General features: G+C 68.1%; 20 protein-coding genes. 5 read left to right on the plus strand and 15 right to left on the minus strand.

What is annotated here, in order from left to right; genetic code table 11:
• Positions 1-64: 64 nt before the first annotated feature.
• From TFU_RS13910 to TFU_RS16230, 3 genes are all read right to left on the minus strand, one after another.
• Positions 65-1,324, minus strand: a complete 1,260-nt coding sequence (locus TFU_RS13910) for an NAD(P)/FAD-dependent oxidoreductase (RefSeq protein WP_011293220.1) — start codon at positions 1,322-1,324, stop codon at positions 65-67.
• A gap of 96 nt (positions 1,325-1,420) precedes the next feature.
• Positions 1,421-2,977, minus strand: a complete 1,557-nt coding sequence (locus TFU_RS13915) for a PucR family transcriptional regulator (protein WP_041428153.1) — start codon at positions 2,975-2,977, stop codon at positions 1,421-1,423.
• Between the two features lie 335 nt (positions 2,978-3,312).
• Positions 3,313-3,936 carry a TetR/AcrR family transcriptional regulator gene (locus tag TFU_RS16230; RefSeq protein WP_016189310.1) on the minus strand — a complete coding sequence of 208 codons (624 nt, stop codon included), beginning with the start codon at positions 3,934-3,936 and terminating at the stop codon, positions 3,313-3,315.
• A 728-nt stretch (positions 3,937-4,664) separates the two neighbouring features.
• Here TFU_RS16230 and TFU_RS13925 point away from each other — a divergent pair.
• Together TFU_RS13925 and TFU_RS13930 are read left to right on the plus strand one after the other, a co-directional pair.
• Positions 4,665-4,943 (plus strand): hypothetical protein, encoded by a 279-nt coding sequence (locus tag TFU_RS13925; RefSeq protein WP_016189311.1) that lies wholly within the window; start codon positions 4,665-4,667, stop codon positions 4,941-4,943.
• A 112-nt stretch (positions 4,944-5,055) separates the two neighbouring features.
• Positions 5,056-6,243, plus strand: a complete 1,188-nt coding sequence (locus TFU_RS13930; protein WP_011293224.1) for a glycerol dehydrogenase — start codon at positions 5,056-5,058, stop codon at positions 6,241-6,243.
• A 72-nt stretch (positions 6,244-6,315) separates the two neighbouring features.
• Here TFU_RS13930 and TFU_RS13935 read toward each other — a convergent pair whose 3' ends face one another.
• From TFU_RS13935 to TFU_RS13965, 7 genes are all read right to left on the minus strand, one after another.
• Complete coding sequence (locus tag TFU_RS13935) at positions 6,316-7,545, minus strand: cytochrome P450 family protein (protein ID WP_011293225.1); 1,230 nt, start codon at positions 7,543-7,545, stop codon at positions 6,316-6,318.
• On the minus strand, positions 7,545-8,789 hold the full coding sequence (locus tag TFU_RS13940) for a cytochrome P450 (RefSeq protein ID WP_011293226.1): 1,245 nt from the start codon (positions 8,787-8,789) through the stop codon (positions 7,545-7,547). Before TFU_RS13940 ends, TFU_RS13935 begins: the two co-directional genes overlap by 1 nt.
• Positions 8,786-9,379 carry a GTP-binding protein gene (locus tag TFU_RS13945; protein WP_038044178.1) on the minus strand — a complete coding sequence of 198 codons (594 nt, stop codon included), beginning with the start codon at positions 9,377-9,379 and terminating at the stop codon, positions 8,786-8,788. Before TFU_RS13945 ends, TFU_RS13940 begins: the two co-directional genes overlap by 4 nt.
• Positions 9,360-9,716: a DUF742 domain-containing protein gene (locus TFU_RS13950; RefSeq protein ID WP_011293228.1), complete on the minus strand. Its 357-nt coding sequence runs from the start codon at positions 9,714-9,716 to the stop codon at positions 9,360-9,362. The genes TFU_RS13945 and TFU_RS13950 overlap by 20 nt, the downstream gene beginning before the upstream one ends.
• On the minus strand, positions 9,713-10,126 hold the full coding sequence (locus TFU_RS13955; RefSeq protein WP_011293229.1) for a roadblock/LC7 domain-containing protein: 414 nt from the start codon (positions 10,124-10,126) through the stop codon (positions 9,713-9,715). Before TFU_RS13955 ends, TFU_RS13950 begins: the two co-directional genes overlap by 4 nt.
• Positions 10,126-11,523, minus strand: coding sequence for a sensor histidine kinase (locus tag TFU_RS13960; protein WP_011293230.1), 1,398 nt, complete (start codon positions 11,521-11,523; stop codon positions 10,126-10,128). The genes TFU_RS13955 and TFU_RS13960 overlap by 1 nt, the downstream gene beginning before the upstream one ends.
• Positions 11,524-12,200: 677 nt before the next feature.
• Positions 12,201-13,934, minus strand: a complete 1,734-nt coding sequence (locus tag TFU_RS13965) for an AMP-binding protein (protein WP_049755085.1) — start codon at positions 13,932-13,934, stop codon at positions 12,201-12,203.
• Positions 13,935-14,090: 156 nt separating this feature from the next.
• On the opposite strand from TFU_RS13965, the gene TFU_RS13970 reads away from it, so the two are divergent.
• Entirely contained in the window at positions 14,091-14,951 is an 861-nt protein-coding gene (locus tag TFU_RS13970) for a LuxR C-terminal-related transcriptional regulator (protein WP_011293232.1), read from the plus strand.
• Between the two features lie 54 nt (positions 14,952-15,005).
• Here TFU_RS13970 and TFU_RS13975 read toward each other — a convergent pair whose 3' ends face one another.
• The 3 genes from TFU_RS13975 to TFU_RS13985 form a co-directional block, all read right to left on the minus strand.
• The gene (locus tag TFU_RS13975; RefSeq protein WP_011293233.1) at positions 15,006-15,758 is read right to left on the minus strand and encodes a helical backbone metal receptor; all 753 of its coding nucleotides are present in this window, start codon (positions 15,756-15,758) and stop codon (positions 15,006-15,008) included.
• A 157-nt stretch (positions 15,759-15,915) separates the two neighbouring features.
• Positions 15,916-19,158, minus strand: coding sequence for a fused isobutyryl-CoA mutase/GTPase IcmF (gene icmF / locus TFU_RS13980; RefSeq protein WP_011293234.1), 3,243 nt, complete (start codon positions 19,156-19,158; stop codon positions 15,916-15,918).
• Positions 19,159-19,300: 142 nt separating this feature from the next.
• Positions 19,301-20,275, minus strand: coding sequence for a hypothetical protein (locus tag TFU_RS13985; RefSeq protein ID WP_016189318.1), 975 nt, complete (start codon positions 20,273-20,275; stop codon positions 19,301-19,303).
• A 281-nt stretch (positions 20,276-20,556) separates the two neighbouring features.
• Here TFU_RS13985 and TFU_RS13990 point away from each other — a divergent pair, with 281 nt between their 5' ends.
• Together TFU_RS13990 and TFU_RS13995 are read left to right on the plus strand one after the other, a co-directional pair.
• Entirely contained in the window at positions 20,557-21,852 is a 1,296-nt protein-coding gene (locus tag TFU_RS13990; protein WP_011293236.1) for an FUSC family protein, read from the plus strand.
• A gap of 9 nt (positions 21,853-21,861) precedes the next feature.
• The gene (locus tag TFU_RS13995; protein ID WP_011293237.1) at positions 21,862-22,911 is read left to right on the plus strand and encodes a glucose 1-dehydrogenase; all 1,050 of its coding nucleotides are present in this window, start codon (positions 21,862-21,864) and stop codon (positions 22,909-22,911) included.
• A 5-nt stretch (positions 22,912-22,916) separates the two neighbouring features.
• Here the strand turns inward: TFU_RS13995 and TFU_RS14000 are convergent, their stop codons facing one another.
• Both TFU_RS14000 and TFU_RS14005 read right to left on the minus strand, forming a co-directional pair.
• Positions 22,917-23,798, minus strand: coding sequence for an alpha/beta fold hydrolase (locus TFU_RS14000; RefSeq protein WP_011293238.1), 882 nt, complete (start codon positions 23,796-23,798; stop codon positions 22,917-22,919).
• 26 nt (positions 23,799-23,824) lie between these two features.
• Complete coding sequence (locus tag TFU_RS14005; protein WP_011293239.1) at positions 23,825-24,493, minus strand: TetR/AcrR family transcriptional regulator; 669 nt, start codon at positions 24,491-24,493, stop codon at positions 23,825-23,827.
• Positions 24,494-24,532: the final 39 nt, after the last annotated feature.

Here is a 24,532-nt window from a genome sequence, read left to right on the forward strand (position 1 = left end):
GTGCCGGAACCGGGGCGGGCCCCTCCTCCCTCCCCACCAGGGAGTGGTCGCTGCTGCGCCCGGGTTAGCGCAGCGGGTCGAATGCGGCCAGTGCTTCCGGCCGCTTTCCGGTGGTGATCTGTTCGGCGAGGAGACGGCCGGTGATCGGGCCGAGGGTCAGCCCCCACATACCGTGGCCTCCCGCAACGTAGACGCCTGGTGCTTTCGTCGCTCCGATCAACGGCAGCCCGTCCGGGGTGACCGGGCGCGGGCCGACCCATTCGTCGGTGCGGTCCTCCCAGGAGATCCCTTCCATGAGCGGGCGTGCCGAGGCGATGATCGCGCGGATCCGCCCCGGGTCCAGAGGGTCGTCAGGCCCGCGGAACTCCATCGTGCCCGCGACCCGCAGTTTGCCCTGGTAGGGGGTGCAGGCTACGCGCACGGCGGGCAGGTACAGGGGGCCGGGCACGGGTTGCTCGGTGGGCACGGTGAACGAGTATCCGCGTCCCGCCTGCACGCGGGTGCGGACCCCCAGTTTGCGGGCGAGCCCGGTGATCCACGATCCGGCGGCCAGCACCACCACGTCGCCGCGCACGCTCTCCCCTGTCGTCGAGCGGACCGCGATCGCCCCGGAGTCCGGCCGGATGTCGGTGACGGTGAACCCTTCGCGGAGGGTGCCGCCGCGTTTCACCACGGCTTCGCCGAGCGCCTTCGTGTACGCTCCCGGGTCCACGTAGCGCTGCCCGTCCAATCGGATCGCGAGTTCCACCCGCTGCGACACTTGCGGCATCCGCTCCCGCAGCTCGTCCCCGGTCATCTCGGCGAAACCGATCTCCTGGCCGGAGTCGCGGATCAGCCGCAGCTCCCGCAGCAGGTCCGCGGCTTGGGCGCGTTTTTCGAAGGCCGCGGTGATCGGCGCGTCCACTGTCGGCACGGTGATGTCGTTCTCCGCCAACTGGTCGTAGGCGTCCAAACACTGCGAGTTGATGGGGATGAACCCTTGCATGGACCGGCGCCACGCCCGCATGGTGCAGTGGGCGGCGAACCGCAGCAGGAATCCCCACAAGCCCACGTCGACACGGATCGGAACGTAGAGGGGGGCATTGCGGTCCAGCAGCGACCGCAGTCCGTAGCGCAGGACGGACGGTTCAGGCAGCGGGATCGACAGTCCCGGGGAGATCCATCCCGCGTTGCCCCATGACGCGCCTGCCGCCACGCTGTCCCGGTCGACCACGGTCACGTCCACGCCCCGCTCCTGCAGGAACCAGGCGGTCGACAGGCCGACCATTCCGGCCCCAATGACCACCGCGGTGCGCGGTGCGCCTCCGTCTCGTGTCTGGTTCATCGCCGCTCCCCACAAAGCTCCACAGACCTTCCCTCTGCTCTGAGCATGGCGGACAATCTCGCGGAGCGGTCTATTCGGTGTGAACAAATCCACAAGTCAGGACTGTTCGCGGAGAACAAAAGGACCGTCGGCCTCTACTGCGAGAGCGATCGCGAGCGCGAGGTTGGTGCGGGGGCAGTCCAGGTCGACACGGGCGATCTCGGCCATGCGGCGCATCCGGTAGCGGACCGTGTTGGGGTGGACGCCCAGCAGGTCGGCGGCGGCCCGGTGGTCGCCTTGGGCGTCGAACCAGGCGCGGAGTGTCTCCACGTGGCGGGTGCCGTGCTCGTGGTCGTGGCGGGCGAGGCGCGCCACGGGGTGACCCGCAGGAATCCGTCCGGTGGCGGCGACCCGGCGGAGCCGGCCCAGCAGGATCTCGTCCCAGTCGTCGTCGTAGCTGACTGCGATCCGCCCCCGCGGGTGGGCGGCGTGCAAGGTCAGGCTTTCGTCGGCTTCCTGGCGGCTTTCGGTGAGCTGGTCGATGTCGGCGGGTCCGCCGATCCCCGCGTGCACTTCCACGTCGGACGGCAGGGCGGCGACCACTCCGGCGATCCAGTCGCGGGCCCGGGCCACGCCGGTATCGGGGAGCACCGTGTAGACGGTGGTGCCGAACAGGGCGCTGCGTCCCGGACGTGCCCACCCGAATCCGGTGGTGACGTGTTCGAACACCAGCAGGGCTGCGGCGTGCTGGTCGTCGCCGACGTGTGCTTGCAGGGCCACGACCCGGAACGGGCCGACGGGCAGGCCGAGCTGGGCGGTCACCAGCGCATCGCCGCGGCCTTCGAGGAGTTGGATCACCCCGTCGGATTCGACTTGGCGTTCCAGGTCGGCGCTGGCGCGGGCGCGCAGCAAGTGCAGGGCCACGGTGCGGGCCCCGCTTTCCAAAGCGGCGGCGCGCGCCGGGGGGAGGGGTGCTTCGGCGTCCACCCAGATGGAGCCGAGGAGTTCCCGTCCGGCGCGGACGGCGACCACGACACGCCCGTTGAGCCCGTGTTCGGGCATGGGTGGCACGAACAGCGGCTGGTCGGATTCGGCGAGGTGCGCGAAGACGCCGCGTTCCGCGAGGGCGAGCCGGACGGGTTCGGGGACGCGCCGGCCCAGGATGGTGCGGGCCCGGGCACGGTCGGTGTGTTCTTGGAGGCTGGAGTAGGCGAGGACGCGGGACAGGACGTCTTCGACCGTGACCGGCCCGCCGACGGCGCCGGCGATCGTGTCTGCGAGCGCGAACAGGTCGGTGGGGCCGCGGCCCGCCTCGGTTTCTTGGCCTTCCAGGACGAGCCCGTAGGCGACCGCGGCGAGCTGGCTCCACGACACGGCCGGGTCGAGGACGGCGATCGCGATCTCCTCGTGGCGGGCCCGGGACAGCACGTCGCTGTCCGGGGGTGTTTCGGCGCGGACCAGCACGACGACGGCGTTGGCTGCGGCCGCGAGGTCGACGGCGTGGGCGACGCTGGCCACTCCCACGGCGAGGAAGACGTCACCGCCGACCGGCCGAGGGTCGGTGGGATCGTAGGTGACGACGCTGCGCAGTTCTGCCTGGCGCATCCGCGGGTCGCAGTAGAGCCGGACTCCGAAGCGTCCCAGGACGTTGACTAACCGGTCGAGCCTGATCATCCGCTTTCCCCACTCCCGTGTGTGGAACGCCCTCATCTTCCCTGTGTCGGGATGGGCGCGGATTCGGTGCGGACTGTGCTGGTGGTTGTTCTGGAAGGGGCGGCCGGGTGGCGGGCCTGCTGCGGCCAGCCGTGCGGGGGAGGCAGCCCGTTCCGTGGTGGTCCGGGCCCCGGTGGTGCAGCGCCGCTGGGCGCGGGCCGGCACCGGGTCCGGATGTGCGTCCTTCCCGCAGCCCACCTCTCCCCTACCACGGGGATGGGGTCAGTATCCTCGGGTTTTCTTCCGGGGCGGGGAGGTTTCCCGGTTCCGGTTCTGGATCGGCAATGCCGGGCCGCTCAGGCGGGGCGGCGGTAGCCGTTGAGGAGCAGCCGCGTGATCTGTTCGACGACTTCGTCGGCGGAGAGTCGGCCTTCGGGGTCGTACCAGCGGTATGTCCAGATCGCGGCGCCGAGCAGGGTCGCCGTGGCGACGGTTGGGTCGACGTCGAGCAGTTCCCCGGTGGCCACGCCTTCGGCGTAGAGGCGCTGCATGATCTCGGTGTATTCGCGTTCCCGTTTGCGCATCTCCCGTTCCCGTTCGGGGGAGAGGAGACCGCGCTCGTTGTAGAAGACCGTGTTGGCGTCGAGGTTCCGCAGGATGGTGCGGGTGTGCTCAACGAGGAGGGCGTGGATGCGTTCCCCAGGGCTGCCGGGACCGGCCGCAATGGCGTGGAATCGTTCCAGGGCCTCGTCCACGATGCTGTTCACGATCGCGAACAGCACGTCTTCTTTGCTTTTGAAGTAGTAGTAGATGGCCGGTTTGGTGAATCCGATGCGGTCCGCAATGTCGTCCAGGGACGTGGCGTAGTAGCCCTTTTCGCGGAAGAGTTCGGTGGCGACCTTGATGATCTGGGTACGCCGATCGTTGCCGGTCCGTCCCCGGGTGTGGCCCTGCCGTTTGTCTGTTGTTGCCTCAGCCATCACATGGTCCGAATCGGATCGTTGTCCCACGCGGGTCCCGGTGCCGTGGGGGCGGCCGGGTCGGCGCGGGCGGCACCGGTTGGTCGGAAACGCTTCTGCTCCCTCCCGCTGGCCGGGCGTGCGGCGCGGCAGGGCAGTGTCTTGACCGAGCCATCGTATCCTTCCCGATCCTTCCGGGACAGGAGTCGGCTGGCCCACGTTGCAGCGTGCTCGACTGCCCGCTGCGGTGAGGGGCCGGTTTTCTCCCCGATCCGCCAAACAGTGTCCTCTCTGGCGTCTTTCGTGAGATTTCTCCCTCGAACTCCGGAAGTCCGTCATTTTTTGGCGCGGCTCAGGATAGAGTTTGGGTAGGCCCGGTAAGCGCCGATTCTCTTTCCTTCTCCCGGTACCCCGGAATGACGTGCCGCTTCCGTGTGCCTTCTTGTCGCCTGAGCACTCCGGACCTGTCAGGGACACCATCCTCGACGGGGATCGGGCACGTTGCACCGATCAATCCGGACCGCGGGCTGCTCTCCCCCGCAGGTGCTCTGGTGATCGCAGACGACCTTCTACTGCTGAAAACGCGGGCCACCTTTCCCGTTTCCAGCAGTGGCTGGTCTGTCTCCTGTCCTCCGCGAACCGCGCACCGGTGCTGGGGGACACTCGCCTCCGCACCGTCGCGGAAGGCATCCCAGCCATCATCGCCAGCACGCCCTTCCTACGGCGTCCCTCGTCGAAGGTTAGTGACCGTGTACCAGCTCATCCCCTCCGAAGAGCTGCGCCGCGCCCGGGCGGAGTTCCCTCACTACGAGATCTGTGTACTCCACGACGATGCCGGCATCCCGGAGGTAACAGCCGTCCTCAAACCTCCCTATCAAGGCATCGGCCTGGCTGTCCTGGTGTGTGCTGCTTCAGTGTCTGAACTGGTCCACACGCTGCGCACTGCGCCTAAGGCGAAACTGCCGCGACGCGACCCGAACCGTCGCTACTGGCCTCGGCCGTGGGAGCTGCGCCCCCGTCCGCAGTGAGCTGTGCGCGGGCCGTCCCAGGCGACAGCAAAACTCGCTGCTGCTGGAGAAGCGCGACCGCGAATGTGGGTAGAGCGGTTTCCCACACCGTCAGAGACGAACGAGGGGAACCATGGCGAAGACAACCACGATGCCGACGACGCGGTCGCTGCTCGCCCCGGGGCGGTATGTGCAGGGGCGGGGGGTTCTCGCGGATCTCGGCACCTATGTCGCAGCGATCGGGTCCGTGCCGCTGATCCTGGCTGATCCCGTGGTCCGGCAGTTGACGGAGGCCACGGTGACCGAGTCGTTCCGGCAGGCGGGGCTCGCGGTGCGGTTCGAAGAGTTCGGCGGGATCCCCACCGCCGCTGAGGCGCGGCGGGTCGCCGACGTGCTCTCTGACCGCGGCTGCGACGTGATCATCGGTCTCGGCGGCGGTTCGACGATCGACACTGCCAAGGCTGCCGGGGACAACGCGGGGATCCGGTGGGTGAGCGTGCCGACGGTGGCGTCCACGGACGCCCCCACTTCGGCGCTGTCGGTCGTCTACAGCGAGGAAGGCGTCTTCGAAACCTACCGGTTCTACTCGCGCAACCCCGACCTTGTCCTCGTGGATACGCAGCTCGTCGCCAACGCTCCGGCACGGTTCCTGGTCTCGGGTATCGGGGATGCGCTCGCCACGTGGATCGAAGCGCGCGCCGTGCAGCGGGCGAACGGCCCCACGCTCGCCGGGGGAATGGCGACGCACACCGGGATCGCGTTGGCCAAACTGTCGTGGGACCTGTTGTGGGAGAACGCGCTGCCAGCGGTCGAGGCGGTGCGGAGCAACCTGGTCACCCCCGCCGTGGAGGCGGTGGTGGAGGCGAACACGCTGCTGTCCGGTCTCGGGTTCGAGTCGGGAGGCTTGGCGGCGGCGCACTCGGTCCACGACGGGTTGACGGTCGTGCCCCACACCCACCACCTCATGCACGGCGAGAAGGTGAACATCGGGTCGATCACCCAGCTCATCTTGGAGGCGGCGGCAGCCGAGGAGATCCGCGAGTTCATCGAGTTCACCGCGCGGCTCGGACTGCCGACCACGTTGACGGAGGCAGGCCTGGGCCACGTGGACGACGAAGTGCTCCGCATGGTGGTGGAGGCGGCGCTCGCCCCGGAGGAGACGATCCACAACCTGCCGTTCTCGGTTTCGGAGAACGACCTGTTGGACGCGTTGAAGATGGTGGAAGAGCTGGGGCGGTCGGTCCGTGCCGAGGCTGGACTGCCCGAGCCTCGCGCCCCGCAGGAGGAGCGTCCGCCGGTGCCGGCCGCCCGCATGGCGTAGGTGGGAAAGGGTCGGGGCAGGAGGGCCGTGCCGCAGGGACGGCTGCCCTCCCGCCCCGGTTTTGCGGGGGAACTACGGGCGCAGGATGACCGGGAATTCTTTAAGGCTGTTGACGATCACCGACGGGTTGGGGACGAGCTCCGAGTCGTCCACGGCGAGCTTCATGTCGGGGTAGCGTTCGAACAGCATGGGCAGGGCGACCTGCGCTTCGAGGCGGGCCAGGGGGGCGCCGGGGCACACGTGAGGGCCGTAGCCGAAGGAGATGTGGCGGCTGCTGGTCTTCCGGGTGACGTCGAAGACTTCAGGGTTGTCGCCGTGCTGGCCGCGGTCGCGGCCGATCGCGCCGTAGGAGATCATCACCGAGTCGCCCTTGGCGATGGTCACCCCGCCGTATTCGATGTCTTCGGTGGCGAAGCGGAAGATGAAGTTGGTGGTGGGCGGGTCCCAGCGCAGCGATTCTTCGATCGCCGCCTCCCAGGTGGCCTTGCCGGTGCGCAGGAGTTCAAGCTGGTCGGGGAAGCGCAGCAGGGCGCGCACCGTGTTTGTGAGCAGGTTGACTGTGGTCTCGTGCCCGGCGGCCACGACGATCTGGAGCGTGCCGAGGACTTCCTCGTCCGTCATCCGGTCGCCGTTCTCGTTGGCTTGCAGGAGAGCGGTGGTGAGGTCGTCGCTGGGGTTGGCTTTCTTCCGCTCCATCAGTTCGGTGTAGAACTGGACGAGGGCTTCCCGGGTGGCGAGGAACTCTTCGGGCGGGGTCACGGAGCTGAAGAACTTGTCGTAGAGGCTGCGCAGCTGCCCGTGGGCTGCTTCTTCCACCCCGTACAGCTCGCCGATGACCCGCATCGGCAGTTTGAAGGAGAACTCGCTCTTCAGGTCCTGGGGTTCGTTGGCGCGTTCTTCGAGGGCGTCGAGGAGTTCTTCGGTGATCTCGCGGATGCGGGGCCGGAGTTTCTCTACGCGGCGGGGGGTGAACGCCTGGGCGGTCAGGGTGCGCAGGCGTTTGTGTTCAGCGCCGTCCGTGCCCAGCAGGTTGGTGGGGGTGGGCGGGATGACGCTCAGCAGCGGCCAGGTCGGGGAGATCTCGCCGCGGTTGTAGGCGCCCCAGTGCGCCATGTTTTTCGACAGGCGGGAGTCGGTGAGGAGTTCGCGGGCAGCCTGGTGGTGGGTGACGGACCAGGTCCGCACCCCACCGGGCAGTTCAACCCAGGCGATCGGTCCGGCCTCGTAGAGGCGTTCCCGTTCACCTTCCAGATCGGAGACGTAGGGATCGAGGACAATCGGATTGTCGGTAGGCGAAGCCATCACTGACCTCCAATGGGGGGAACGGGGGTAAAGACCACTGGAAGCGCGACGAGGCCGCGCATCCAGGGGGAGGGACGCCAGCGCAGTTCGTCAACCGGGACAGCGAGTTCCACGTCGGGCAACCGGTCGAGGAGGACTTCGATGCCCGCGGTGACGATGATTTCGGCAAGTTCTGGGGCGGGATAGGGGCAGCGGTGTTCTCCGTGGGAGAACGACAGGTAGGCCTGGTTTCCCTGGCTCATCCGGCATTCCGGCCCAGGGTTGATCTGCGGGTCGCTGTTGGCTCCCGCGAGCCCGAGGAGGACCAGGTCGCCGCGGCGGATCAGCTGGCCGCCCAGTTCGACGTCGTGGGCGGCGTAGCGGCCCAGGTAGATCTGCGTCGGGGTGTCTTCCCACAGCACCTCGTTGAGGGCTTCGCGCACACTGCTGCGGGCCCCGGTGAGGGAAGCGGCGAACCGGTCGTCGGTGAGCATCAAGCGCAGGGTGTTGCCGAGCCATTCGGTGGTCGGCTGGTGGCCGCCGCCCAGGATCACTACGAGGTCAGGGATGAGTTCTTCGTCGCGGAGCTTGGCGGGGTGGTGGACGAGTCGGCTGACCACGTCGGGGCCGGGCTGTTTCCGCCGCTCCGCGACGAGCGTGCCCATGGTCTGCAGGAGGAACTGCTGGGCTTTCACCGCGTCAGGGCCGCTGTCGATCATGGTGGTCATGGCCTCGGCGAGCACTTCGGCGTGCTTCTGGTCGAGGCCGTACAGCCGGCCCAGCACGATGGCGGGCAGCCGGGAAGCGTAGTCGGCGCGCAGGTCGGCTCGTGAGGCAGCGCAGAACCCGTCGATCAGCCGGTCGGCAGCCTGGACCGCGTACTGGCGGACTTCGTGCTGGTCTGCCCCGGATAGCGCGTCGCTGATGGCCGTAGCCCTGCGACGGTGTTCTTCTCCTTCGGAGTAGAGGATGTTGGGGGTGCGCGTGACCATCGGGTAGAGCGGCCAGTTCTCCGGCACCAGGTCCCACGCATTCCACCGCCGGGAGCTGCGGGCGAACGTTTCAGGGTGGTTGAGGACGTGGGTGACTTCCCGGTAGCCGATGACGAGCCAGGCGGGGATGTCCCCGTCGAGGAGGACGGGGGCCACCGGCCCGTAGTCGGTGCGCATCTGCCGGTACAGTTCGGCGGGCTTGTTCTGGAACTGGGGACCGTACAGGCGGAAAGCGTTCTGGTGGCTGCTCGGTATGCCGCGTTGGGCGTTCATCGGACGGCCTCCCCCGCGATGGTCGTCATCACATGTCGGACCAGGGTGACCAGCACCTGTTTGGCGGACTCTCGTTCCCGGGCGTCGCATTCCAGGAGGGGGACTGAGGGGTCCAGGTCGAGTGCCCCGCGGATCTGGTCCAGGGTGTAGGAGGACCCGAAGTTGTTGTGGGCGACGACGAAGGGAGTGCCTTGCGCCTCCAGCCGGTCGATGGAGTACCAGGAGTCTTCGAGTCGGCGGGCGTCGACGAGGACGACTGCGCCGAGCGCCCCGGTGAACAGCCGGTCCCACAGGAACCAGAAGCGCTCTTGGCCGGGGGCGCCGAACAGGTAGAGCACGAACGTGTCGTCGACGGTGATGCGGCCGAAGTCGAAGGCCACGGTTGTCGTGGACTTGTTGGGGATTCCGTGGAGACTGTCCACCCCGGCTCCTGCCTGGGTCATCGTCTCCTCGGTGTTGAGCGGACGGATTTCGCTGACCGCGCGCACCAGGGTGGTCTTGCCGACGCCGAATCCGCCGACGACGACGATTTTCAACCCGTGTGCGGCTGTGGCGGGCAGCACTGTGGATTCAGAGGTTGTGGAGTGCAACGAGAACCTTCTCCAGCACGGCCGGGGAAACGGGGACTGTCGCGGAACCCGTAGTAACGGGGTGGCGGGCTGTGACGTACCCTGCGTCGAGCAAGTCGGTCAGCAGGATGCGCACCACGGTGACAGGCAGTTCGAGCCGGGCGGCGATCTCCACAACCGCCATAGGACGTCGGCACATCTGCAGGATGCGAGCGTGTTCCGACTGCATTCCGGGCGTCGGGTCGGACTCGGTGACGATGAGCGTCACCGAGTCGAGTGCCTCGTCCCCACCGCGGCTGCGTCCGGAGGTGATGACGTAGAAGCGATCGGGTCCCTCCCGGTCGATGGCTCTGCTCATGCTCTACCAGACAGGGGTTCAGCGGTACGGACTCCGACGCTGAGGTGTTCGCCGATCTGTTCGACGAGCTCGTTCATGTTGTGCCCGGTCAACCCGGGATCGGCGTCCTCGGCGGCGATGACGGCGAGGTGGGCTCCAGCGCCTGCTTCGATGATGAACAGCAGTCCGCCGTAGAACTCGGCCATGGCTTGGCGGACTCCACCGGCCCCGTCACCGAACTCCATAGACGCACCGTGCGCGAGGCTCTGCATTCCGGCGGCGATGGCCGCGAGGTGGTCTGCCTGGTCGGTGCTGAGCCCGGAGGTGTGGCACAGCTTGAGGCCGTCCCGGGAGAGCACGAGAGCGTGGCGGGCTCCGGGGGTGCGTTCCAGGAGATTTTCCAAGAGCCAACTAAGCTTGGCGAGATCCATCAGGATTCGTCCTCCTGAGTCCGGTTAGGGGTCGTCTTGCGTACCGCGGCACGGAACGCTCCGAAGCCCTCTGCCGACGTGGTCGGCGTGCGGCGGGCGGGCGGCTTCGGGGCCTGCTGTCGCCGCTGGGCTGCGGCGAGGGTTTGACCGCGGCGGCGTACCGGGAGGCCGCTGGCGTTGCGGATGGCGGCCTGCGCAACGGGTTCGGTGGTTGCGGTCCAGCCGGAGGGGGCGGTCTGCGGGGCTGGGGTGCGCGGCTGCCGTTGGGGCGCGGCTGGCGGTGCACTGGCCGCGGAGGGCTGCGGCGCGGTTTTGAGGATGCGCTGCGGGACGAGCATGACTGCCGCGGTGCCGCCTCGGGAGGAGGGCCGGTAGGAGACGGACAGGCCGTAGCGGCGGGCGAGGGCGCCGACGACGGCGAGGCCGAGCCGGCTGCCGGAGAGGTTGGTGAGGTCTCCCCCGTTGCTGACGGCTTCGCGGGCGCGGCGCAGCGCTTCTTCGCTCATGACCAGGCCGCTGTCTTCGACGGTGATCGTGACTCCTGCCTGCACCTCTTCCACGTAGACGTGGACCGTGGAGGAGGGCGGGGAGAATTTCGCGGCGTTGTCGAGGAGTTCCGCGAGGGCGTGGATGACTCCTTCAGCCGCGTATCCGATCACGGCGAGGGTGGAGGTCGAGTGGCAGCGCACGCGCTTGTAGTCGCCGATACGGGCCATGGCGCCGCGGAGGATGCTCTCCATGGGAATGGGGCGGGTCCAGCGTCGTCCGCTGCGGGCCCCGGTGAGCACCGCGATGCTGTCGGCGACCCGTCCAGCCTGGGCAGTGCTGTGGTCCAGGTGCATGAGGTCGCCAAGGATGTCTCCCGCGGGGGTGTCGTTGCCGTAGCGTTGCTGCATTTCCCGCAGGTCGGCGGCCATCGCGGTGGTGATGGCTTGGACTCGTCCGGCCGCGGTGGCGCAGGCCGCCATGGCGGCAGCGCGCTGGCGTTCGCTGCGCGCGATTTCGGTGGCCACGGTTTCCAGCACGGTGCGGTGGACGGAGTCGACGGTCTCGTTGACGCCGTCGAGCGCGGTGGCTGCGGACGCTCCTGAGCGCACCCGCTGCACCACGGTGGGAAGGGCTTCGCCGACGAGCCGCTGGGCGTCGGCGGTGATCCGGTCGGCACGGTCGGTCGCCCGCGCGGCCCGTGCGGATTGGTAGTACATGACCACCCCGAAGGCGACCAGCAGGATGATGGAAGCCCCGCCCGTGAGCAAGACGGGCAGCAGGATGGTTGAGGGGGCGCTCCACGCTGTCCAGGTCCATCCCGCGGCCACGATGAGGACGGCGGCCAGCAGGAGAAGAACGCCCAGCGGCGTTGCGCCCGTGTGAGTGCGAGCAGTTTTCTGATCAGTCATTATGGTTCGCGTTCAGGCACGTCACTGAAATGTGGGGATAGGGGGGATCAGCAACGGTTGACGCCACCATCCTCCAGAGATCAAAGATGTGTATTGATTGTCATGAAATCGCGTCTGGGGATCTGAACCCGATCCCATGGCGTTTCACCTTTGGGACGCCTCACCGCCACTGCGGCAGCATAGCCGAGCGATGGACGTCCCTAAAGCTCCTAAACGAGAATTCTCTATTGTTTACGGTTAAATCAGTCTCGATAACTCCAAATCATGGAACTGATCAGCAGCAATGACATATGGCGCCGTTATGCGTAATACGAATTTTTTCGTCTCAGTCAGGTCATCACATCATCCCATCAATTGGAACATTACAACCTAAGCAATCATTCTCATATTTGTCGTGACATCTGTTCTGACGAGGAGAAACAACGGGATCGCCGGATCACGACCCCACGCAGGTGACCTTTTTCTTTCTTGTCCACTTTCTTGCCAGGAAGGCACATCTGGGGCCTTCGCCACCGCAAATCCCGCACTGCGATCCGTGAACTAGACCACTTTTGCCGTCGCGGACGCACTGCCCCGAACCGACCGACCGGCGCGGCACCCGTCCCGCTGCACCGGGAGAACACCCACAGGAACCGCAAAAAGGCCGGAGCCTGCGGCCCCGGCCTCACCTCGGACTATTACGAACGGCGCAGTTCCGGAAACTCGTCGTCGCGCCACTCCTGACTCGCCTGTCCCGTGCCCTCAGCACGTTCCTGCTCCTGCTGCCGCAATTCCACTCGGCGGATCTTGCCCGAGATCGTTTTCGGCAACTCGGCAAACTCCAGCCGCCGCACCCGCTGAAAAGGTGCGAGATTCTCCCGGGCATACCGCAGGATCGACAGCGCTGTCTCCCGTGTCGGCTCGTATCCGGGGGCCAGCGCCACGTACGCTTTGGGCACTGCCAGCCGCACCGGGTCAGGGGCGGGCACCACCGCGACCTCCGCCACCGCTGGATGCTCGATGAGCACGCTCTCCAGCTCGAACGGGCTGATCTTGTAGTCGGAGGCTTTGAACACGTCGTCGGTGCGCCCAATGTAGGTGATGTACCCGTCAGCGTCCCTCCGGGCGATGTCGCCCGTGTGGTACCAGCCGCCTTCCATCGCCTCCGCGTTGCGCTCCGGGTCGTCCTGGTAGCCGCGCATGAGCATCACCGGACGGGCCGACAGGTCGAGGCAGATCTCGCCTTCCTCGGCGGGCTGTCCGCTGCGGGGATCGATCAGCACGACCGGGCAGCCGGGGAGCGGGCGGCCCATCGACCCGGGTTTGACCGGGGAGCCCGGGGTGTTCCCCACGACAGCGGTCATCTCGGTCTGCCCGAATCCGTCGCGCAAGGTCAGGCCCCAGGCTCGGCGCACTTGGTCGATCACCTCGGGGTTGAGGGGCTCACCTGCGGCGACGATCTCCCGCAGCGCGCCGGGGCCGCCGGAGAGGTCCGCGTTGATGAGCATCCGCCACACGGTCGGCGGTGCGCAGAACGTGGTGACCCCGGCGCGGCGGATGTGCGCGAGCAGCGCCGCAGCGTCGAACCGGGAGTAGTTGTAGACGAACACGGTGGCTTCGGCGATCCAGGGAGTGAAGAAGCAGCTCCACGCGTGTTTCGCCCAGCCCGGCGAGCTGATGTTGAGGTGGATGTCGCCGGGGCGCACCCCGATCCAGTACATGGTCGTCAAGTGGCCGAGGGGATACGAGGCTTGGGTGTGCTGGACGAGTTTGGGGCGGCTCGTAGTACCGGAAGTGAAGTACAGCAGCAGCGGGTCGTCCGGGGCGGTCTCCGGGTGTGCGATCTTCGGTTCAGCGATCGTGGCGGCAGCGCGGTAGTCGGCCCAGCCCGGGACGTCGCCGTCCACGACGATCCTGCCGTAGTCGCCGGGCACTTCGGCAAACTTCGCGGTGTTCGCGGCAGAGGTCACCACATGTTTGGCGCCGCCGCGCTCGATCCGGTCAGCCAGGTCGGCCGGGCCCAGGGCGGTGGTGGCCGGGAGGATCACCGCGCCGAGCTTCATCACGGCGAGCATCGTCTCCCACAGTTCCACCTGGTTGCCGAGCATGACCATCACCCGGTCGCCGCGCCGCACCCCCTGCTCTGCCAGCCAAGCGGCTACCTGGTCGGAGCGGTGGACCATCTCAGCGAAGCTGTACTTCGCTTCGCTGCCGTCCTCTTCGACGATCCACAGCGCCGTGGTGTCGTTGTCCCGCGCGTAGACTTCGAACCAGTCGATCGCCCAGTTGAACCGGGGTCCCAGGTCAGGCCAGCGGAACGTCTCCACCGCGGTGCGGTGGTCTCCGGACAGTCCCAGCAGGGTGTCGCGGGCGCGACGATAGTTCTCGGTTGCGGAACCGTCGGTCACGTCTCCCCCTCGAGGTCGGTTCATGGTGCTGTCCACGGCAGTAGCGGCCTCCCAGCCCTGTGGGCGCCGGTACGGCCTCTTGCGGGGGACATCCTGACCTCGAAGTGAACTGGGTCACTACCCCCGAAATGGGGTAACGTGGTCTGCGTCACTCATATGTCGACCCCGGGGGTGTGGCCTATGACGATCCCTCCCGGCCCGTATTCCCCGAACCCCGCTCCCCTGCTGGCCCGCGCACTGCGTGCGCTGCGCCGTGACACTGGTCTTCCCGTCGCTTTCGGCGGCCCGGTCTCCCGGGACGGCCGGGGGTTCGTGATCGAGCAGCTCGACAGAGCCCGGACGACGTCGCTCCTTCGCCTTCGGGTCCAGGCCGGTGCCGGGCTCGGCGGTCGGGCGCTCGCACTCGCCCGCCCGTGGGTCGTGGACGACTACTTTGCCGCTGAGGAGATCACGCACGTCTACGACCACGCTGTTGCTCCAGAACACTTGCGGTCGATCGCCGCGGCACCCGTGGTCGTCGACGGGGCGCCCCGCGCTGTGCTGTACGGGGCGAGCCGCAGCTCGGTGGACTTCGGAGACCGGCTCTTGGAATCGGTGGCCCGTGTCGTGCAGCTCGTGGAGCGGGACCTCGCCGTTGAGGAAGAAGTGCGGCGCAGACTGGCTGCCGCCCCGCCAGCCCTCCACTCCGCGGAAGTGCACGAACTGGTGGCTGAGCTGTCGCAGATCGCCGCCACCGTCCAAGACGAAGGGATCCGGCGCCGTCTCGTCGACGTGTGCCGCCGCACCCGGCTGCTGGCGGGCCGTGTCCCGTCAGCGGACCGGTCCCCTGCCCCAGCCGTGGCAGCGGTCCGGTTGTCTCCGCGGGAACGGGAGGTGCTGGCAGAGGTCGCCAGGGGGTGCACGAACGACGAGGTCGCCGAGGCGCTGGGGCTGCTGCCGAACACGGTGAAGTCGTATCTGAAGAGCGCGATGCGCAAGCTTGGCGCAACCAACCGGGTGCAGGCGGTCAACCTGGCGCGTGCCGCAGGCGCCCTCGACTGACCCTGACCGGCCGCGGTCGTGCGGCGTGTCCCGGTGGCGCCTAGCGGGCACCGGTTACTGGACGAGCGCAGCCAGCCCTTCTTTGGCGTGCAGCAGTGACGGCCCGTACCAGGTGAGCAGCCGGCCGCTGACCAGCACGGTGGGAGCACAGCGGAACGCTTCCGGCCCGTCCTGCGGGGTGAAGGCGTAGGGTTCGTCGGGGAGGACGACCAGGTCCACATCGTCCCGGTCGATGTCGGCGAGCGCCACTTTCGGATAGCGCTCGGGATGGTCGGCGAACACGTTGGCGAGCCCCAAGCGCCGTGCCAGGTCCCCCGTGAACGTCGCCGACCCCACCACCATCCACGGGTCGCGCCACACGGGGATCGCCACCCGGGCCCGTACCGGGGGAAGCGGGTGCGACCACAGGCGGCGCGCCTCTACCAGCCAGTCGGGCAGCGGCCAGCACAAGGCTTCGGTGAACAGCCGCGTCAGCGAGTCCAGTGCTTGCGGCACGGTCTGGATGACCGTCACCCACACCGGGATGCCTGCGGCGCGCAGCATGCGCACGTCCAGTTCCCGGTTCTCCTCCTTGTTCGCGATGACCAGGTCGGGGCGGAGCGCGGCGATCGCCGCCCGATCCGGGTTCTTCGTGCCGCGGACCCGCGCCACATCGAGACCGGCGGGATGGGTACACCAGTCTGTCGCGCCGACCAGCGCCTCCCGTCGGGTGTGGGCGATCGCCTCGGTCAAGGAAGGGACCAGCGACACCACGCGCCGTGCCGGACCCGACACTGAGACCGGAAACCCCATGTCGTCGTAGGCCACCGCACTACCACCCTCTCCGTGCCGCGGTCGTCGTGCGCCGCCCGTTCTCTCGCCTTGCGGACCGGGAAAGTCCAAGCCCGCACACTGGACGAGCCTGCCAGCCGTGCGGGCTGGCAGGCTCCGAACCCAGCCATTCCAGTCAAGGACTGGTAACCGGTTACACGTTTCTCCGGTATTGGCCTCCCACTTCGAAGAACACGTCGGTGATCTGCTGCAGGGTGCATACCCGTGCCGCGTCCATCAGCACCGCGAACACGTTCTCGTTGTTGATGACCGCCTGCCGAAGGCGTTCGAGTTCCCGCTCAGCCTCCTCCCGGTGCTTTTCCCGGAATTCCCGGACCCGGCGCAGTTGCGACTGCTTCTCCTCCTCGGTGGCACGGGCCAGGGTGATCTCTTGGGCCGCGCCGTCGTCCCCGTTGGGGTTGCGGAAGGTGTTGACGCCGATGATGGGCAGCGATCCGTCGTGTTTGCGCTGCTCGTACAGCATCGACTCGTCTTGGATGCGGCCGCGCTGGTAGCCGGTCTCCATAGCGCCGAGCACCCCGCCGCGTTCGGTGATCCGGTCGAATTCGGCGAGGACCGCCTCCTCCACCAGGTCGGTCAGCTCGTCGATGATGAAGGAGCCTTGGAGCGGGTTCTCGTTCATCGCCAGGCCCCATTCCCGGTTGATGATGAGCTGGATCGCCAGCGCCCGGCGCACCGACTCCTCGGTGGGGGTGGTGATGGCCTCGTCGTAGGCGTTGGTGTGCAGGCTGTTGGCGTTGTCGTAGATCGCGATGAGCGCCTGCAGCGCGGTGCGGATGTCGTTGAACTGCATCTCCTGGGCGTGCAGGGACCGCCCCGACGTCTGCACGTGGTATTTGAGCTTCTGCGAGCGCTCATTGGCGCCGTACTTGTCGCGCATCGCGATCGCCCAGATGCGGCGCGCCACCCGCCCCAGTACCGAGTACTCGGGGTCCATGCCGTTGGAGAAGAAGAACGACAGGTTGGGCGCGAAGTCGTCGATGTGCATGCCCCGCGCCAGGTAGGCCTCCACGTAGGTGAAGCCGTTGGCGAGGGTGAACGCGAGCTGGGTGATCGGGTTCGCCCCGGCTTCGGCGATGTGGTAGCCGGAGATGGACACCGAGTAGAAGTTGCGGACCTGGTTGGCGATGAACCATTCCTGGATGTCGGCCATCATCCGCAGCGAGAATTCGGTGGAAAACAGGCACGTGTTCTGTCCCTGGTCCTCTTTGAGGATGTCGGCCTGCACTGTGCCGCGCACCGACCGCAGCGCGTTGGCACGGATCTCCGCGGCTTCCTGCTCGTCGGGGTCCCGGCCGTGCTTGTCCCGGAACGCGTCGAGCTGCTGGTCGATGACCGTGTTGAGGAAGAACGCCAGCACGGTGGGGGCCGGCCCGTTGATGGTCATCGACACCGACGTGGTGGGCGCGGCCAGGTCGAACCCGGCGTACAGCTCCTTCATGTCGTCGAGCGTGGCCACGGAGACGCCGGAGGTGCCGATCTTGCCGTAGATGTCGGGTCGGGGATCCGGGTCGCGGCCGTACAGGGTGACGGAGTCGAACGCGGTGGAGAGCCGGGTCGCGGGCTGGCCTTCGGACAGGAGTTTGAAGCGCCGGTTGGTGCGGAACGGGTCGCCTTCCCCCGCGAACATGCGGGCGGGTTCTTCGTCGTCCCGTTTGAACGGGAAGACGCCCGCGGTGAAGGGGAAGAAGCCGGGAAGGTTCTCCCGCCGCAGGAAGGACACGAGTTCCCCGTGGTCGGTGTAGCGGGGCAGGGCGACGCGGGGGATCTTCGTGCCTGCCAGGGACTCGCGGTGGAGCCGGGTGCGGATCTCGCGGTCGCGTACTTTGATGACCTGCTCGTCACCGGAGTAGGAGGCCACCACGTTCGGCCAGTTCGCGAGCTGCTCGGCGACGTCCTCGGGGACTTCTTTGCGGGCTTTGGCGAGCAGTTCGTCGACGGCGCTGGTGTCGTGTCCCGCCGCGGCGAGGTCGCGGGCGGTTTCTTCGAGCCGTTGGACTCGGCGGACCGCGGAGACAAGCCGCCGGGTCTCCGCGTGGTAGGCGCGGACGGTGTCGGCGATTTCGGAGAGGTAGCGGACCCGGTGGGGCGGCACCACCTGGGTGATGCCGGTGGAGTGGCGGACGTCGACGCGGGGGAGGACGCCTTCGCTGACGGGCAGGCCCCGCTCGGCGAGAAGGTCGCGCAGGTGCTGGTAGAGCGCGGTGACCCCGTCGTCGTTGAAGGTGGCGGCGGAGGTGCCGAACACCGGCATGTCTTCGGGTTTGATGCCGAACGCTTCCCGGTTGCGGATCAACTGGCGGCGCACGTCGCGCAGGGCGTCGTGGGCGCCGCGCCGCTCGAACTTGTTGATCGCCACCACGTCGGCGAAGTCGAGCATGTCGATTTTTTCGAGCTGGGAGGCGGCGCCGAACTCGGGGGTCATCACGTACAGGGACACGTCCGAGTACGGCACGATCGCCGCGTCGCCCTGCCCGATGCCCGGGGTTTCCACGATGATCAGGTCGAATCCGGCGGCTTTGACGACGGTGAGGATGTCGTCGATGTGTTCGGGGAGCTCGCGGCTGCCTCGGGTGGCCAGGGAGCGGTAGAAGATGTGGTCGCTGTCGATGGAGTTCATGCGGATGCGGTCGCCGAGCAGCGCCCCGCCGCCGCGGCGGCGCGTGGGGTCGATCGCGATCACCGCAATCCGCAGTTTGTTCTGCTGGTCGAAGCGGAAGCGGCGCACCAGCTCGTCGGTGAGGGAGGACTTCCCGGAGCCGCCTGTGCCGGTGATGCCGAGGACCGGCGGGGCGGAGGCAGCTGAGCGCAGCCAGGACCGCTCTTCGTCGGTGAGGCGGCCGAGTTCCGCTCCGGTGATGGCGCGGGCGAGGGCGAGCCGGTCTCCGGCGACGACGGCTTCCAGGTCGGCCCGGCGGTGCTCCCACAGGTCGTAGTCGCATTCGCGGATGAGGGTGTTGATCATCCCGGCGAGGCCGAGGCGCTGGCCGTCTTCGGGGGAGAAGATGGTCACCCCGGATTCGCGGAGCCGGGCGATCTCCTGGGGGACGATGACGCCTCCCCCACCGCCGTACACCTTGATGTGGTCGGCGTGCTGTTCTCGGAGCAGTTCGACCAGGTATTTGAAGTATTCGACGTGTCCGCCCTGGTAGGAGCTGACCGCGATTCCTTGGACGTCTTCTTCGAGGGCGGCGTCTACGACCTCACGCACCGACCGGTTGTGTCCCAGGTGGATGACTTCGGCTCCCTGCGATTGCAGGATGCGGCGCATGATGTTGATCGCCGCGTCGTGCCCGTCGAACAGGCTGGACGCGGTGACGAACCGCACGGGGTGGGTCGGACGGTGTAGTGCCCCTGGCGTGGCCTTGTCGCTCATCTGGGACCTCCCGGAGCGAGAAGCGAATTAGTAGGACTACCAACTAAATAGTAGGTCATCCAACTTTTTCCGTCTCAAGCGACTCGCTTTTTCCCCGGGACACGCTCTCCTGCGCTGCCCCTGGAGAGGCGCAGCACCCCCTCTACCGCCACGAATCCCAGGGGTTCCACGGCGGGAGCGACGACCGCTCACCACTGCGGAGCAGGTGCACCGGCACCATTGCTACCAGCACCATCAGGCACGCGGCCAGGAATGACACCCCGTCAGCGAACCGCACAGCAGCCGCCAGCCAGCCCCCGCAGCCGGCCCAAACCCCAAGCCACCCGAGCGTGAAGAGCATCTGTGCGGCGATCGCCTGCAGCCCGCGCTCCCCCTTCAGCCGGAACGTCATCGAGGTGTGGGCGATCACGGCAAGCGCCAGCACCCCCTGCCCCACCGAGGAGAACTCCATCTCCACCCCGTCCAGCAGGGCCACCGCGGCGCCAAGCCCGCCCAGGAAGAAAGCCCGGCTCAACAGCAGGTGGCCGAGCGGCTTCCAGGAGAACGAGGCCACCCGGGACAGCACGTCACTGCACAGCCGGTAGACGAGGTATCCGACCGCGACAGCCAGTACGGGGGTCCCCAGACCGGTGCCCAGGCGGGCCCCCGCCCACGCCTCGGACAGCCATCCCCCTAGCCACAGGCTGACGGGAAAGCCGACCGCGAGCACCGGCACGACGAGGACCGCCGTGAAGATCGCGTACCGCCAGCGCGCCAGCTCGAAGAGCTCTCTTGACAGGGCTACGCGGAGCGCATTCTCCTGCTGGGCACGGAGTTCAGCCTGGGCAACCGCCGTAGTGACCAGGTCCGCAGGCGAACCCGTAGCGGGCAGCACCATGGTGAAGGCGTCCCTTGTGCCCGCCCACATCCCCGGCGCGGCAGTCTCCCGCAACGCTCGGGCCCGGATATAGGCGCGGATCACGCCGATGGGGACCAGCACGAAGATCCCGACCACCGCCGTGAAGACCGCCGTCGCCACCAGGGGGCGTTCCCCCAGCGACACCCCTGGGACCAGCTCCGCCGCACCCCACACCCCCACGGCCAGGGAGAGTCCATTGCGTACCACACTGCCCGCCATCCCGCTGCCCCTCTGTGCTCGCCCGTCCGCTGCAGAACGCCGCCCCTGCGCTAAGGCGTTCCCTTGACCAGAAGAACAACTCCGCATGACCCAGAGTTGGCCTGTTGCGGCCACCGCAGACGGCTGCTCCGATCGCGCGCCCTCCCGGATTCCGTCCACCCCGTCCGAAAAAACCGCAAATAAGTACATTCCTCGCGAAGTTCCGGGTACCGAAAGGCGCATGACCGTTCCCACACACCTCTACGGCGGCCGCTCCCCAGCCACACCGGGGTGACGGCGGCATGCGGCGGCTCGTCAATGCCCTGATGCACGCCGGACAGCGGTGGCTGACGTCCGAACTCCCCGCTGTCCGGGACCGCCTGACTGAAAACTTCTGGCCGATCGTGCACGCCGTGGTCGCGGGAACTGTGGCGTGGCTGCTCGCCAAAAACCTCACCGCCACCCGCATGCCGTTCTTCGCCCCCATCGCCGCAGTCATCGCGCTCAACGCCTCCGCCAGCGAACGGGGCGCCAACGCCGTCCGCCTCCTGCTCGGCGTCGTCATCGGCATCCTGGTCGGCGAACTGACCATCGCCCTGCTCGGCACCGGCTACCGGGCACTAGCCTTTGCCATCGGCCTAGCCATGGCGCTCGCCATCGTCGTCAACTTCGCCCGCCTGGTCATCGGCCAAGCCGCGGTCAGCGCCATGCTGATCGTGACGTTCGCTGAAGAAGCGAGCCTGCACCGGCTCGCCGACGCGCTGATCGGCGCAGGAGTCGCGCTCATCATCAGCCAACTCCTGTTCCCCGTGCGGGTGGTCGCCATCCTGCGCCGCGCAGAAGCCAACGCGCTCGCGGAAATGGCGCGGATGCTCGACGACACCGGACGCGCGTTAGCCCGCGACGACGACTCCTCCACTGAAGAGACCGTCGATCGACTCGGCGGGCTGAGCCAGCCGATCGCCAACCTCACCCAGACCCGGGAGAGCAGTCGGCGCACCGTGCGCAGCTCCAGCATCCGATTAGGCGACCTGGAACCGATCACCCGCGAAGACGAGCACGTCGACCGGCTCATCTACCTGGGGGAAAGCTGCCTGACCTTGGCGCGCACCACGGCGGCGATGAGCACCGAGGAACGGCAGCGCTTCGCCCCCATGGTGCGGGAGATCGCGGAAGCCCTCGACATGCTCGCCAAGGACCTCAACAATCAAGCCACCCGCCAGCGCGCGGTCGACCGGGCGTTGGAAGCTGCGCGCCCGTTCGGTGGCCGCCCCACCGACGACGACCCGCTGACCGTCTCCACCCACCTGGCCGTGATGCTCGTCGCCACCGACATCATGCTGTTCGCCGGTATCGACCCGCAGGAAGTCCGCGGCGTGCTCGAAGAAGACATCGACCGGCCCCGGGTCACCCGGCACACCGCGGTGCCGTGGCTGCCGTGGGTGTCGTGGCGGCCGCAAGTCCCCGTGCAGGAAAGGGTGCAGAAGTGGCGCGCCCGGCTCGCTGAATTCGTCTCCCGGGAAGAAGACCGGCAGGAAGAGGAAGCGGAACGCAGAGAAGCCGAACGCAGGGACCACCAGCAGCGCAACATCCAGTGAGGAAGACGCATGCGTGCTTTGACTGTGGTGCCCACCCAGCCCGGATCGCTGGAGGTCCGGGACCTCGCCGATCCGGTCGCTGGTGCGGGGGAACTACTCGTCGACGGGATCGCGCTGGGGATCTGCGGCACCGACCACGAGATCGTCCACGGCGTCTACGGCTCAGCCCCCGCTGGCACGGACCGCCTCGTGCTGGGGCACGAGTCGCTGGGACGTGTGCGGGAAGCCCCGCCGGACAGCGGTTTCACCCCCGGAGACCTGGTGGTCGGCGTGGTCCGCCGCCCGGACCCGGTCCCCTGCGGGGCGTGCGCCCACGGCTACTTCGACTCGTGCCGCAACGGCCAGTTCACCGAGCGCGGCATCAAGAAACGGCACGGCTACGGATCGGAACAATGGACGGTGGAAGCCGAGTACGCGGTCCGGCTCGACCCGTCCCTGGAGGAGGTCGGCGTCCTGCTGGAGCCCGCCTCGGTGGTCGCGAAAGCGTGGGAGCAGATCGAGCAGATCGGGGAGCGTTCGTGGTTCGTCCCGCAGCGCCTGCTGGTCACCGGTGCCGGACCTATCGGCCTGCTGGCCGCCCTGCTGGGCATGCAGCGCGGCCTTGACGTGCACGTCTTCGACCAGGCGGCGCACGGGGTGAAGCCGGAGCTGGTGGCCGGGCTGGACGCGGCCTACCACACCGGTGATCTCGCGGCTGTTGCTGCCACGGTCAAACCGGATGTGCTCATCGAAACCACAGGGGTGCCCCGGCTCGTCGTGGACGCGCTCACCACCACCGCAGTTTTCGGCATCGTCTGCCTGGTTGGACTGTCGTCCGAGGGGGCATCGATCCCGGTGGACGCGGGGGCGCTCAACCGCACGATCGTGCTCGGCAACCACGCGTTCTTCGGCTCGGTCAACGCCAACCTGCACCACTACGAGCTGGCTGCGCGCGCCCTGTCGTGGGCGGACCTCTCCTGGCTGGCCCGGATGATCACGCGGCGCCTGCCGTTGGCGCGCGCCACAGAGGCGTTCCACGACAGCACCGGGGACGAGGTGAAGGTCGTCATCGACCTGTGAGCCTGCTAGGTGTGCGCGTGGCCCTTCTGGAGGAAGCCGCGGAGAAGGGCGTGGAACTCGTCGGGACGGTCGCGGGGCAGCAGGTGCCCGGCCTCAGCGACCTGCACGAGTTCCGCCCGAGGAATACGCTGGGCGACTTCTTGCACGGTGGCGAGGGAGACCAGGGTGTCCTTGTCGCCTCGCACCACCAGGGTGGGGGCGGTGATGCCGGACAGCAGCGGGCGCAAGTCGGTGCGCATGCGCCGCCACCCGTAGGAGTGGATCTGCCAGTCGTCCAGGATGAGTTCCCCCGCCGCGTGTGTGGCCCGAGCCTCCGCCTCAGCGAGCGCGGTGATCTCCGCGAAGTCTGGATTGCGGGCGCCGTCGACTAGGGACGCGGCCAGGGTGGCGCGGAGCAGCCTCGGTGCGCGGGCGAACAGTGCCGTGGTGAGCCGCAGCAGGAGCGGGGCGCGCAGCAACAGGTAGGTGGTGCCTTGGGCGACCCGGCGGCCTTCCATCCCGCCGGGGGCGATGAGTACGAGCCGGTCGACCCGCTCCGGGTGGCGGGCGGCGAAACCCGCGGCGATGGCCCCACCCAGGGAGAGGCCGACCACGGTGGCGCGCGGCAGCTCCCAGTGGTCGAGCAGGGTGGCGAGGACTGCTTCCAGTCCTTCCTGGTCGGTGGGCCCATGCCAGGGTCGGCTGCCGCCGTGGCGGGGCAGGTCGGGGGCGAACAGCCGGCAGGTGTCGCGGAGCGCGGCGAGGGTGCGCCCCCAGGTGAGCGGGGCGGTGTCGAGCATGGCCCCGTGGAGCAGCACCACGGCGGGCCCGGAGGTGCCGGCCCGGTAGTAGTGGAGGGGGCCGTGGTCGGTGTGGAGGGTGTGGGCGGTGGCGGCATCGAAGGGCACGGGTGTCCTCCTTTCCCGCTCGGCGGTCACTGCGGGGTGCCCGGACGTGCGGTGGCGGCCAGGTCGGCGAGGAAGGTGTCGAAGGCGCGCTGCCCGGCGGCGCGGTCGGCGTCAGGTCCGGCTTCGAACCCTTCCGCGAGGAGGGTGCTGAGCGCGTCCAGGGTTTTCTCGAGGGGCGGGGAGACAGCGGAGCCGACCGTCGATTCGATGGTGATGAGGCCGAGGGAGATGATGCCGAGCACGTGGGCGACTGCGGCCGCGTCCAGGTCGGCTCGGATGAGTCCGGCGTCTTGCATCCGGGAGACGAAGTCCACGACCAGGCGCTGGCGGGGGCCGTAGCGTTCGGGGCCGCGCCGCCGCACGATGTCGCCGAGGATCTGGCTGTCGGCGGTGTAGAACGCGCGCATCAGCGGGTCCGCGGCGAGGGCGCGGAGCGCGTGCCGGTAGATCACGGAAAGCCGCGCCCCGTCAGGGTCGTCGCGCACGGCGCGGGCGACGGTTGCGGTCAACTGGTGGACTTGGCGTTCCACGAGCGCGGCAACGACCGCTTCTTTGCTGGGGAACTCCTGGTATATGGCGCCTTTCGCGATTCCTGCCCGCTGCGCGATGTCGCTGACGCTGGTTTTGGCGTAGCCGTAGCGGGCGATCAGTTCAGCTGCCGCGTCCAGGATGCGTGTTGCGCGTTCCGTTCCCATCCCCGTGACCTTATGACCGTTTTAGTACTTTTGGTCACA

This window comes from Thermobifida fusca YX (assembly GCF_000012405.1).
Taxonomy (GTDB): Bacteria; Actinomycetota; Actinomycetes; order Streptosporangiales; family Streptosporangiaceae; genus Thermobifida; species Thermobifida fusca.